Here is a 12,137-nt window from a genome sequence, read left to right as displayed (position 1 = left end):
TCTATAAATTCTTGTAGTTCTATGATCGCGGCTTGTAGATGCTGACTTATCATTGTTCGCTGTTAGACAGATATCTTTCTCCGTATTATCTCGCAGTTTTTTTCAGAAATCAAATATGATTCCTATAGCTGATGTATTTGTATTTCCTGTGCTATTCGCTTGAACAGCGTTAGGTATAACTGTATGGGAGCCGTTCCCGTTAACATCAGGCTCTGTATTGGATACTGTATTAGTCATATTTAGCGTTTAATTTTATACTTTATAACTGGACTAAATGGTAAAAACGATTGGATAAGATACTCAATGGTTGGAAAAGCGAACCTAAACTTTCTTCGGCTCGGACGATTGGGTGTAGAGAAATAGCAGCACGTCCATAACTGCGCTCTCGACAACGGTATTCATATATAGTTCGGGATAATTGATCTACAAAATCCCAATTATGTCTGTGATACTTCTCAAACCAGCTTTGTGATGCTTCCACCCGCACTATTCCCGTGCTGGGAGTTCCACCACCCCGTCCAGAAAGGCGGATAAACCAAGATACAACTGATGGCCATCCTCTAGAAATAGTAAATACTGGTGTACGCTGACCAGTTTCCAACTGATAGAGAACCTGTATTCCTTTGATATGTAAGTAGTTTTGACGCTGGGTTTTAATCACACCGAAAACTGGTGATTCATCAATGTCAAAACCTCCCATCCTTATTCTTGGTTGCAGCCGCCCATCTATCACTGTTGGTTCACCACAACTATGGGAAATTGCGGTTTCTTCCAAGGTTTCCATTTCCGTATTTGAACGATTTTGAGTTCGCTTTCGCATGATTTCAAAATCGTATGAGGATGTCCCATTAGGAGGGCGAACTGGTAGTAAACGAAATCCATTGTCTTGTAAAGCAGCAGCAAAACTCTCCACTTCTGTCCAAGGAAAAAGGTCTACCGCCATCGATACCACACGTTCAACAACCTCAAATTCACGCCGACATTCTCCGTTTTCTACTCGCATACTGATACTGCCAATTTGAGAAAGGCGGATAGGAACCAACTGACCGCTAGGAGAACGTACCGAAGCTACTGTTTCTCCTACATCTTTACCATCAACAAAACGATTTGGTTTTTCGTGCCAGTTGCTAGGCTTCCAAGTGTGCGGGGTGCTTAAACTGATAGGTTCCCAATCAATTGCACGGGGTTTGACCTCATAATCTAAATCAACTCTTTCCGGTATTAGCTCTAAATCTTCGTCAGTTTGTTCTTCCAATAAAGGAAACTGTGCATCATATTGTTCGAGACGACAGCCACTATAGTTTTTAATAAAATCTAATCCCATTTATAAATAGATGCCTCCCATTGCTTAGTGCTTTCTAAACTAGAATTTAATAGTTTTTCTGGTAAATCTAAATCTTGTAATCTTCGTTCCATTGCTTTTTGGCTCACTAAAAATTCGCTAGATAATCGTTTTGCTAAAACTTTCCTAGTCTTTCCAAAACGACCATGAAACTTCTTAGCCAATGCGAAACAAGCCGAGGTTGGTATTAAAAGTTCAGCAGCAAATTGGTCAGCTTCTTCTTCCATTTCTTTCTCATCTATTCCCAGGTTATCCATCGCTGCTTTTATGCCATTTGTACAAGTAAATTGTGCAGTTGATTTTTCCTGTTCTTCTTGTATATCTTCCTCATCAACATCATCCTTTTCATTTTCCTTTTTAATATATAATCCCTCTGTTAAAATCAAAGGTTCAGTCAAACTACTAGTGTGATGATTTTGAAGCAAAGGAAGAAAGTGTAATAAATAATGCCCTAATTCGTGGGCGGCTGAAAATCTTCGGCGTGATATCGGTGCTAAATGTGGCTTTTTTTCTACTAAAATACAGCCGTAAAAATGGCTTTGATATTCTTGTAAATACAAGTATCCTGCTAGCTTTAAATTTTCGTTTTCATTATCGGTAAAAAGGAGTTTTTGTCCTGTTTCCACTTCTAAGAAGTCGGAAATACTTTGAATGGTCATATCTTTGATTTCTGCTACCCTGATTGGGTAAGCCTTAATCAGTTCATACAGAGGTACAACACCAGGTTTAAGATTTACTAACTCCAGTCCAGCTTCTTGATATGCCTGTTCTACAGCTTGAGAAATTGCCATCCGGCGATGTTCTAGTATCATCTATGTTTTATCAACCTCAGTATTGTTTTTGACTTTTTCTTCTAATGATTGAGGATTATTTGATGTAGATTTATATCTACTTTTTTGTTCGCGGGCAGCTGCTAATTGCGCCCTATTATGGCTACGTCCCATCGCTAAAGTTATTGCGGTATCTCGAAACATATCCAAGAATCGCTCACTTGTATTAATTCCTAATTTGACCACTAGTTGCCTAACAGCTTGAATACTGAGCTTGACTGGTACTGGTACAGAACTTTCAATTAATTTACTAATAATGTCTTTATCTGCTGACGGTACGCGATTGATATCTTGCAAACGCTTAACAACATCGCCAACTGTTAGTGGTTTCTCTTCTTCATCTTCAAAAATTAAAGGTTTTTCATCTTCTTGAAGATTTTCAAATGCGCTATGGAGATGCTTGTGAAGTAAATTTCTAATAATTTCTGCATCGGTAGCGATAGGCGTTAGCTGTTCTTCTTCTTGGTAGGCTAAATTAATTTCCGTAATAATTTGTTCTAATTTTGGGTCATCGCAAGCGGCATCAAGTATTTGAGCTACTACTTCCATGTCACCTTGGTCTAAAGCTTGCACATATAAATGGATAGCTTTTTCACGTGAGTAGGGCTGCTGATTTTGATTTTGTTTTTGCATCTTATCTGCCCTCCTCTGATGACTTATTAACTTGGGCATAAGCTTGACGCAACTGTGCGATCGCACGGTGCTTTTTAGTGTAAGCTGCCCCTTTTGTTGTACCTAACGCAGCAGCTAAAGATTCTCCATCTAAACCATCAACAAAAGCTAATTTAAGTACTTCTCGATGACCGTCATTTACCAATGACAGCAAATATTCCAGCATTTCAGGGTCAGACGAATTTGATGACTGGTATAGTATTCCTAATATTTCCTCTTCTGAAAGACTTTCTGAATTTTGTTGCTTTGTGCGAGCTAAGGGGAGTTCGGCAATAGGTGTAATTTTTAGATTTTGCTGGGTTTGCTGACGTTGCCATCGTAGTATCCTTTTGGCTGCAATACCCAATAACCAAGAACGAGCTGAACGATTGGGATCAAATTTTTGAGCTATTTTTAGTGCCGTCGCAACAGTTTCATGAAAAATTTCCCTGGCTACCGCTTCGGTAAAATTGCGATTGCTACTGTTGCCCAACTTATCACCCGACTCCCTTATCGCCCGAATCACATAAGCTTGAATTGTATTTTGAAGATATTGCCACTCTTGCTCAACTGCCTGACTTAGCAACTGCTGTTTGTGTCGCAACTCAGAGTTGTAGGGTAGGTCTACAGATTGCTCAACTTGTCGTTTCAATGTGACCTCCTCAACATTACCCCTGATATAGATATATGATTCCCAGCCAGGCGATAAATTATTAGAGTGGTAACGACAAAAATTACCGCACCATGCACATTCAATATCCTCCGAATATCGTTCCTAATATAGAATTGCCATTAGGTCGGTAAATTCTTACAGCTATCAAAAAAAATTTTTTGATGTTTTTAAAACAGCACTAGAACATAAGTATTAGTTCACACTCTTTTGACTACAATGCCCAACTGTGACAACAATCGCAGTGCTTCCTTGGTAGTAAAATCTCCAACTGATAATCCAGTGAGTTGGCTGACTAACCACTTCGGAGCTACACGATTATTACCAACGACAACATACCAAGATTGAAATCGAGTAAATTCCTGATTTCCTGCTTGCAACGCCTGGTAAGCAACATCAAGCACCTGTTGTGGAGTAAGTGTGACATTTATACCCCGAATTTGATTTTTTTTGTGGCATTTCAGAAATTTAGGCTGGTCACAGCTTATCTCTGGTGGCTTACCATATAACCAATCATGTAATTGGCTTAACTTTCCGCCCAAACTCCCAGAGGCGATTTCGATGTTCAAGTTAGCCGGGAATATATGTTGGTAGCCGTTTATTGCTGGAAGATAATCTCTACCAATGCAAATAAACATTTCTTGGTAGAGTCGGGCATTTGCAATATTTTTTAGCTCAGTGATGACCCCTAAGTGCAATTGCTGCGCTATTTTCGCCGTCATCCTGCGATCATAATTCGGTATCAATTGATTTTGCGAGATTAAACCGAACTCGGCTGACAGTATATATACGTCCATTGATGGCGGCTCTGAGATGCATTGTCTCAAAAAACGACGCAGCACAAAAAAACTAGGGCCATCATAGCGAATGATTGCTGGTAGCAAACCAGGATCTGAACGCTTGCGTTGCGAACAAGCAATAATTAATAACTTGTGGGGATGAGTAGTGTTTGTACATTCATGGCTCGAAAACAACATTCTCGTAAATCAAAAGGAGGCGATCGCATTTACATCATAGCTGAATGAGCATTTATACTTGTGTGACAGTAAAGAACTTTATTGTTTGTAACTCAGAGCAGCTTATGTAGCAGTTATCTTCTAGTAAAGAACTTTATGAGAAAATAGGCTACGGAAGAATAAGACTTTCACCCTTAGCCAGTAAATAACTTTATTGTCTGCGTACAATTCATCACAGAGCCATCAATTATTTATTCTTGATATTGATTTATACTTCATACGGAAGCAGTGATGGAGGCTAGGAAAATTTTTACTGAGGTAGATCATTTTCTCCTCTGCTAAGTGTATGGAAAATAAATTTTCATCTTGTAGAGTAAGACAGTGACAACTGCTGTTTACCAAAGTTCAACCAGCTAGAAGCTAGTTCCAGCCAAAATTTATGTATGGGAAACCAACTTAAATCTTAGAGAGTCTGGTTTCAAAATAGGTAACAGCACCAGCCCCTACCAGCCCGATCACCTATGCTAAAAGTTATGCACTCGGCCGCCGACTCAGCCACACCCAATTCTCAGTGGGAGGAGTTAATTAAGCTTCCAACCCCAGACACAGTTCAATGGGACAATATCAAAACTCAGTTGGACTTGGTACTGTTGGCGCTAGAAACCTTAACTGGGATTGGTTCTGAGGCTATGCTCTCGGCGGCAGTTAACCTAAATTTAGAGTCAAGAGTGCCAGACCGCGTAGCTTTATGGCGGCTACGGCAGTCAAATCCCCTACGCAAAGGTCAAGGAGGGCGAAAAAAGCTAGATGTAGAAGAAGCGCGATCGCTTGTTTTAATCATCTGCTATCTCGCCAAACAGCACCAAGAACTAATTCGTCGTGCTGTTGGGTTACTAGAGCAAATGGCGGAAAATAACCGGGAACCTCATCAGGCTGCTTTACTTGGAGATTACATTGATGCTTTTTGCAACACCTACCAAGAGCGAATGGAAGAGGATGACCAAATCTCAACGGAATTACTCACCCACCTAGCACTTAAATTGCTTGTAAACTTGTTGTTTTACAGCGCCCCTGGTGGACACCGCCGTCTCTGGCTCGCACTCATCGACCATTCCGCAAAATATTGAAAACGTCTCCTTTGCAGTTTCTGCCATGCCTGTATTAAATTCTGTCATTCGTCGCTACACACCCCCCACTTGCACACTCGAAGTATTGGCACAAAGTTCGCCTTTGTCCCGTTGGATGGGGAAAACTGTAATTAAGCAACTCAGCTTTGAGTTACGCATTGACGATCCACGACTACCAGAAGAACGCAGGGTTGTAATTCGGGGCGATCGCGACCAACTCGAAGCTTTATGTGATGCCGTCACCAGCTATGTGCAGCAATTCCTCCAACAGTCGCCAGAAAGTTTTTCGCTGGATTTTTCTGACTTTGCCGATGCAATTACAACATCTGATGATTCAGCCCCATCGGCTTTATCTACACAGACTTTAAAATCTTTCGCCTCAGATATCCCCAGAAGCAAAATCTATTTAGAACCGGGCAGTTCTTTAACTCACAAATTACATCTTGGTTCTTTGTCCGGTCAAGCCTCTAGCCCATTGGTGCAACTCAGTCTCTTGCAACTTTATGATTTAGCCTCAGCTTTGGATGAATACTCAGCTGATGTGATGGCGTTACCATCTCTGAATAATAATAATTCTGTTCTCCGCTTCCCAACTTGGGCCCCTGTAGCCGCAGTTTTAGTTTTAAGTGTTGGTTTGTTGCCAATTACTTTACAATACGCTAATTATTATCGGCAAAATCAGCCGACAACAGCCAACAAAACTACTTCCCAAGAGTCTGATGTGGCTTTAGCACCTGCACCATCAGCTAACTTGAGTACACCGTTACCTGGACTGGCATCTCCAGATAATTTACCCACACTACCACCCATCGATTCTACTCTGCCTCTGCCAACTTCTCGTTTGCCAGCGCAACCTGTCATCCCTCCTGGGGCGAGTATTTCTTCGGCTAACTCCGCCACCTCCCTCGGTGTACCATCAACATCTTCCAAAACTGGGCTGAATATACCCCAAGCAAGCATTAGCACCAAGAATAATCTCCCAAGTACCACATCAACAACAATCTCTGGTCAACAAATTGCGCTGAACCCTGCACCGTCCATTACTCAGGGTGAAATTAATTTACCTCAAAAGCGAAGTTTACCTCCACGTCTGTCTTCCGGGGCGGATAATTTATCATCTAGTAGTATCCCGTCAATTGTGCCGCCACCATTGGCAACTATACCCAATAACAACCGGGGCAATAATCTTTCTCCTGAGTACTCACCAACTAATCAGCAACTAGGAGAAAAAATCACTTCTTCTCTACCACCTTCAGCAGCAGATAATAATCCATTTGTTGATAGATTGGGTGATACTCCGCAAACTGCTACACCTCCTAATGTGGCTACTAACAGCACAATATTTGACACAACCCAAATAGCAGAAGCTAGAAGTTTCTTTCAGAAGCGTTGGCAACCACCTGCGGGATTAACACAAACATTAGAATACAGCTTGACTGTGGATGTGGATGGTTCTCTAGCAAGAATTTTACCTTTGAATAAACCAGCAAGAGAGTTTATTGATAATACAGGCATACCCGCAATTGGTAAGCCTTTTGTTTCTGGTAATAAATCTGGTCAAAATATCAGAATTCGAGTTGTGTTCAGTCCTGATGGTAAGGTACAAACATTTTCAGAATCTGAATAATTAAATTCCCCGACTTTATGCCATTTATCTAACTGGTACAAAACTATGTACCAGTTATTCTTTTATTTAGGGACTTTTTAGTTAACTTTTTACAGTCCAGTTATCAAAGTGGTTATTTTATTGTTGTAATTGACTATACCAATTAATAATATCGCTACTATAGCAGGTTACAGGGGACAGGTTACAGGGAACAGAATTAAAATTTATTTTCTGTCTAGTTTGTCTCATTTCCAAATATCCTAATTACCTTTGCTATTGCTAGAAGTTTTTGAATTTATCGGGCGGAAATATGCAGCAACTAAGTTCACAAAAAGATAGTACAGCTTGGATTATTCAAACATGGGCTGCTTTTATGCTTTCTGTTTCTATGACTAGCTTTGGGATTGTGAATTTGCCCGTGGATAACTGGGTAAAAGGCTTTATGGGTATGGGTTTAGCTTTTTCTGTTGGTTCAACTTTTACCTTGGCAAAAACAACCAGAGATTTGCATGAAGCTAAAAAATTAACAGCAAGAATTGATGAGGCGAAAGTGGAAAAATTATTATCACAACATGATTCTTTAAATTTCAAATAATTCCTCTTCTCTAGATGTAGATTTATTGAGAATTGAGAGAATGCTTTAAAAGTCCTCTCGTTGGTAGCAAGAAATTTTTGATCCCCCTAAATCCCCCTTAAAAAGGGGGACTTTGACGTATTCCCCCCTTTTTAAGGAGGGTTAGGGGGGATCAATGAATGCTAATAATCACAACTAAGCACTTTTCAAACAACTTCTGAGTGTTTGAGGCAAAAAGCGTGGTAATAAGTAGGTGGACATAATTATTTAGAAGACGCATTTCGACTCTCTTCGAGGCTAGTCGCTTAATGCTCAATCAGCGACTACTATATATAATCCAGAAGTCAGAATTGATGATTATCAGTTCTGACTTTTGAATTTTTATAGAACTTCTGCGCTAAGATATTGGCAAAATACTGGGTGTGACAAACTGGCGATCGCAGTTCATCCAAGAGTGAGATAGAGAAAAGTATTGTTGAAAAAATAAATTAAATAATTTATTTTTAGGATTACCTCAAACCTAAAATTAAAAAATAAATTATGTTTTCCCCTATTTCTTGCCATTTACCGCGCGTCACCATTGTTGGTGCTGGTAGAGTTGGTAGTACTCTCGCCCAACGCATTGCCGAGAAGAATTTAGCAGATGTGGTGTTACTCGATATTGTTGAGGGTATGCCGCAAGGTTTGGCACTGGATTTAATGGAAGCTAGAGGAATAGAACTGCATAACCGCCAGATTATCGGGACGAATAATTATGCTGATACGGCTAATTCTGAAATTGTGGTGATTACGGCTGGGCTACCGCGTAAACCGGGAATGAGTCGGGATGATTTGCTGAAAACTAATGCCAAGATTGTCGTCGAAGCCGCGAAAAATGCGATCGCACATTCGCCCAATGCAATTTTTATTATCGTCACCAACCCTTTAGACGTAATGACTTATTTAGCTTGGCAAGCCACAGGTTTACCACGCGATCGCATTATGGGTATGGCTGGTGTGCTAGACTCAGCCCGCTTTGAAACTTTCATTGCTTTAGAATTGGGTGTTTTACCTGCGGATGTGAAGGCGATGGTATTAGGAAGCCACGGCGATTTAATGGTTCCACTATCTCGTTATGCCACAGTTAACGGCATTCCCATTACAGAATTATTAGATGCAGCTACCATTGAAAGTTTAATAGCAAGAACCCGCAATGGTGGTGCAGAAATTGTTGAATTAATTCAAACAGGTGGCGCATTTTTTGCCCCTGCATCGGCGACAAGTATGATGGTTGAGTCAATCTTATTAAATCAATCGCGGCTGTTACCAATTGCGGCTTATTTAGAAGGTGAATATGGTTTAAAAGATGTGGTAATTGGTGTGCCTTGTCGCTTAGGCTGCGGTGGAATTGAAAGTATTTTGGAATTAAGTTTAAGTGAAAGTGAAATAGCAGCGTTGCATAATTCTGCTCAATCTGTGCGGAAAAATATCGAGCGATCGCAAGAAATTCTAGCAGTGAAGTAATAATTGAGTTTCTTCCATGATTACAGTTTAATAAATGTAATTTGATTGACATATATCCACCCGTCTCTATATTCATAGTGGCGTTTTTTATATTAGCTATTTTTCTGGAATATTCAGCAATTACGCGGTTATTTTTAACTGCTTAAATACATTAAAAATATAAAAGCATCAAATTTTAACAAGAACAAATCCACCTGATGAGCCTAGACTTCATACAATCTTGAATTTAGTTGATATTACTTTTTTATTTTTGAATTAGGAGATGAACCTATGCAGGAATTTGGTTTAACGCTCGAACAAACAAGGATTATGTTTAGTTATCAATATCACTTGGTATTAGCAGATATTGAATATGAGACGGATTATAATATCAAGTCATTAAAACGGCAATGGTTATCTCAGTGGAAGGAGTCTACAGAGCTTTTTTTGAAAAGTCAAATTAATGGAGAAAAGGATTTTGATTTTCATTTGATTACAAATTTTGACTTACTTACAACAAGTGCCAAAAATAATTTTAGTAACAAACAAAATTTATATGTGATGTTGTTAGAAGTCATTCTCTTTAAACCATATTATCCACTTGGCAATAGTAATGATGAAAAATTTAAGAATTTAAAAATAGCTGATGAAGATAAGCTTACGAATAAGTTAAAGTATTTTGCGAGAACATTAGATGTAGACTCATCCTTAGTTACACGTTTTAAATCTAACTATAACGAAGCGATTAAAGAAATTAAGGGTGGTTGGAATCCTTGGTTTATAGGTGTAATTGGGGCTGTTGCTCTAGCAATATTAGCAGCATTTTTTACACCAGCAATAGCAGCTTTACTAGCACCTATACTAGTGCCTGGTCTATCTGGTGCAGCAGCAGTATCAGCAGTTTTAGCTGCACTTGGAGGTGGTGCAATAGCAGCAGGTGGTTTAGGAATGGCTGGAGGTTTTGCAGTTATTGTAGGTGGTGGTGCAATTCTTGGTGCTAGTGCTGGTGTGGGTGTTGGTGCCTTATTTTCTCAATCTCCAGATGCTGCTCTGACACAAGCTGCAAAACTAGAAGTAGTCATGAAAGAGATTTTGCATACCCAACAAGATATTCGTAAAGCCCAAGAAATTATCAAAGAGCAAAGGCAAGCAATTCGTTCTCTTGAGGATCAACTTGACAAGCTGCTTTTGGATAAAGAAAAAAATAGTAAAAAGATAGACAATTTAAAACAAGCTATTGATTATTTGAAAAAGGCTTTAGAAAGAAATCAAGATTTATTAGCATCATATACCAAACTTACCAATGAGTATGTTATTAGCCCAATTTGCTCTAAATGTTTTCATTTAAATAAGAATTTTGAAGTAGGTAAACCAAGAAGTTGTAAAGCATTCACAAGAATACCAGATGAAATTTGGAAAGGTGATAATGACCATCAAAGACCTTATCCGAGTGATAAAGGAATTATATTTAAGAGTATCGATGAGCAATGATTTTTAATGTCATCCTATTTAGGAATTGAATTATATGTCATCTGTATTTGATTTTAATGATGAGCTAAAAACATCTGCTCAAGAATTGACAGATGCTCATTTGAAGATTAAAAAAATTCATCACATTCATGAGAAAGAGTCAGATGAATTGATGCACCTGGATGATGAAATTATTCAGATTGCAGAAAGCACAGGCATTAATTTAAAAGGAATAATTGAAACTACCGCAGAGGAATTGACTACTACATCCAGATTCCAATGGGATGATGATTTTTTCTTAAGCTATAATCCTCTGCTTGTTGACGCTAGGGTAAAAGAAGAGATTTATAGAAACCCAGAGATTCTCCCTCCATTATCCAATTTGGATTATGCAATAGTTGGTATAGCTGGTTTAGTTGCTACTCTTCTTGATTTTTTAGTTGTAAAAATACCCAATGATATCAACTATTTAGGAAGATATCAGCAAGACGGAAGCAGTTTTACAAAATGGTTAAAAACATTAGGAATTAATCAGGAAGGAAGACTAAATCAATTTCTTCAGTGGTGTGAAGATAATTGCAAAGTGTCTTATGACCAGAGTATTAATCCTAATATTCGAGGATTTAACCCCAGAAGTCATAGGTTATTGAGTCTTGGTCATGATCCATTATTTGGGCTTATATTTGGAACATTAGATATTCTTAATGGTAGTATGACTGCCTTTGATATCAACGGTAAACTACACATTGTAAAGACATTTGATCTACCTTTACAAGATAAAGTATTTGCTCCTTTAATTTGGTTGGGTCATATCATTTCTGATATGTGTACTAAGATGGGAGTTCCTATTCCTGGATGGGCATTTCTTCAAATCATGCAATTTGGTTCTTATAGTTCAAATACAAAAAATATTGCAGATATATCAAGGTGGATGTATTTAAATGGTTATGACTTAAGACACTTTCTTACAATGTCTAGTCCTGTAGCTGTTATTGAAATAATCATTAGAGGTTATTACTATCTTTCTTCTTTATATAGGCCAGAGCAAATACAACATCATTTACATAGCTCAATTGCAAATAAAGAGATTTATCAAATAAAATCTAACCTAAAACTGAATAAAATGCTGTTTTTAGCACATGCAATTTCATCTAGCGGAAACGCACTAAAGCTATTCACATATTCTGGTAATCCTCTAGCAATTAATTTACCTCAATGGATATTTTTTGTAAAAGAGAGCGTAAGTATTTTACAAGTAGCTAATAGAGATACAACTGTAGAAAAAATCATTCGTAATCGAGATATAGGAATCATATTTGATTTCTGAAAAAAACTGCGAGATAATACGGAGAAAGATATCTGTCTAACAGCGAACAATGATAAGTCAGCATCTACAAGCCGCGATCATAGAACTACAAGAATTTATAGA

At 38.6% G+C, this 12,137-nt stretch carries 11 protein-coding genes; 6 read left to right on the top strand and 5 right to left on the bottom strand.

Annotation, left to right across the window (positions count from 1 at the left end):
* Window positions 1-259: 259 nt before the first annotated feature.
* From H6G75_RS31885 to H6G75_RS31865, 5 genes are all read right to left on the bottom strand, one after another.
* On the bottom strand, window positions 260-1,324 hold the full coding sequence (locus tag H6G75_RS31885; RefSeq protein WP_190983872.1) for a hypothetical protein: 1,065 nt from the start codon (window positions 1,322-1,324) through the stop codon (window positions 260-262).
* The gene (locus H6G75_RS31880; RefSeq protein ID WP_242051720.1) at window positions 1,315-2,133 is read right to left on the bottom strand and encodes an ImmA/IrrE family metallo-endopeptidase; all 819 of its coding nucleotides are present in this window, start codon (window positions 2,131-2,133) and stop codon (window positions 1,315-1,317) included. Before H6G75_RS31880 ends, H6G75_RS31885 begins: the two co-directional genes overlap by 10 nt.
* Window positions 2,134-2,154: 21 nt before the next feature.
* The gene (locus tag H6G75_RS31875) at window positions 2,155-2,805 is read right to left on the bottom strand and encodes a hypothetical protein (RefSeq protein ID WP_190983870.1); all 651 of its coding nucleotides are present in this window, start codon (window positions 2,803-2,805) and stop codon (window positions 2,155-2,157) included.
* Between the two features lies 1 nt (window position 2,806).
* Entirely contained in the window at window positions 2,807-3,475 is a 669-nt protein-coding gene (locus H6G75_RS31870; protein WP_190983869.1) for an RNA polymerase sigma factor, read from the bottom strand.
* 218 nt (window positions 3,476-3,693) lie between these two features.
* Complete coding sequence (locus tag H6G75_RS31865; protein WP_190983868.1) at window positions 3,694-4,470, bottom strand: DUF6884 domain-containing protein; 777 nt, start codon at window positions 4,468-4,470, stop codon at window positions 3,694-3,696.
* A gap of 500 nt (window positions 4,471-4,970) precedes the next feature.
* Here H6G75_RS31865 and H6G75_RS31860 point away from each other — a divergent pair, with 500 nt between their 5' ends.
* The 6 genes from H6G75_RS31860 to H6G75_RS31835 all read left to right on the top strand — a co-directional run bounded on the left by H6G75_RS31860 (window position 4,971) and on the right by H6G75_RS31835 (window position 12,035).
* Window positions 4,971-5,576, top strand: coding sequence for a DUF3038 domain-containing protein (locus H6G75_RS31860; protein ID WP_062296578.1), 606 nt, complete (start codon window positions 4,971-4,973; stop codon window positions 5,574-5,576).
* On the top strand, window positions 5,524-7,203 hold the full coding sequence (locus tag H6G75_RS31855; RefSeq protein ID WP_313934927.1) for a DUF4335 domain-containing protein: 1,680 nt from the start codon (window positions 5,524-5,526) through the stop codon (window positions 7,201-7,203). Before H6G75_RS31860 ends, H6G75_RS31855 begins: the two co-directional genes overlap by 53 nt.
* 289 nt (window positions 7,204-7,492) lie before the next feature.
* Window positions 7,493-7,777 (top strand): YiaA/YiaB family inner membrane protein, encoded by a 285-nt coding sequence (locus H6G75_RS31850; RefSeq protein ID WP_190969305.1) that lies wholly within the window; start codon window positions 7,493-7,495, stop codon window positions 7,775-7,777.
* A gap of 519 nt (window positions 7,778-8,296) precedes the next feature.
* A complete protein-coding gene (mdh, locus tag H6G75_RS31845; protein ID WP_190983866.1) occupies window positions 8,297-9,259 on the top strand; it encodes a malate dehydrogenase in 963 nt (320 codons plus the stop codon).
* A 270-nt stretch (window positions 9,260-9,529) separates the two neighbouring features.
* Window positions 9,530-10,729 carry a hypothetical protein gene (locus H6G75_RS31840; RefSeq protein ID WP_190983865.1) on the top strand — a complete coding sequence of 400 codons (1,200 nt, stop codon included), beginning with the start codon at window positions 9,530-9,532 and terminating at the stop codon, window positions 10,727-10,729.
* A 34-nt stretch (window positions 10,730-10,763) separates the two neighbouring features.
* Window positions 10,764-12,035, top strand: coding sequence for a hypothetical protein (locus H6G75_RS31835; protein ID WP_190983864.1), 1,272 nt, complete (start codon window positions 10,764-10,766; stop codon window positions 12,033-12,035).
* The last annotated feature ends 102 nt before the right edge of the window (window positions 12,036-12,137 follow it).

Source organism: Nostoc sp. FACHB-280, from assembly GCF_014697615.1.
Taxonomy (GTDB): Bacteria; Cyanobacteriota; Cyanobacteriia; order Cyanobacteriales; family Nostocaceae; genus Nostoc_B.
The sequence above is the reverse complement of the archived record's forward strand: the minus strand, read 5'-3'. Positions and strand labels throughout refer to the sequence as shown.

Bases quoted from the DNA above. Each gene is read 5' to 3' on its own strand.
- H6G75_RS31885 (WP_190983872.1), bottom strand. From the start codon at position 1,324: ATGGGATTAGATTTTATTAAAAACTATAGTGGCTGTCGTCTCGAACAA.
- H6G75_RS31880 (WP_242051720.1), bottom strand. From the start codon at position 2,133: ATGGCAATTTCTCAAGCTGTAGAACAGGCATATCAAGAAGCTGGACTG.
- H6G75_RS31875 (WP_190983870.1), bottom strand. From the start codon at position 2,805: ATGCAAAAACAAAATCAAAATCAGCAGCCCTACTCACGTGAAAAAGCT.
- H6G75_RS31865 (WP_190983868.1), bottom strand. From the start codon at position 4,470: ATGTTGTTTTCGAGCCATGAATGTACAAACACTACTCATCCCCACAAG.
- H6G75_RS31860 (WP_062296578.1), top strand. From the start codon at position 4,971: ATGCTAAAAGTTATGCACTCGGCCGCCGACTCAGCCACACCCAATTCT.
- H6G75_RS31850 (WP_190969305.1), top strand. From the start codon at position 7,493: ATGCAGCAACTAAGTTCACAAAAAGATAGTACAGCTTGGATTATTCAA.
- mdh (WP_190983866.1), top strand. From the start codon at position 8,297: ATGTTTTCCCCTATTTCTTGCCATTTACCGCGCGTCACCATTGTTGGT.
- H6G75_RS31840 (WP_190983865.1), top strand. From the start codon at position 9,530: ATGCAGGAATTTGGTTTAACGCTCGAACAAACAAGGATTATGTTTAGT.
- H6G75_RS31835 (WP_190983864.1), top strand. From the start codon at position 10,764: ATGTCATCTGTATTTGATTTTAATGATGAGCTAAAAACATCTGCTCAA.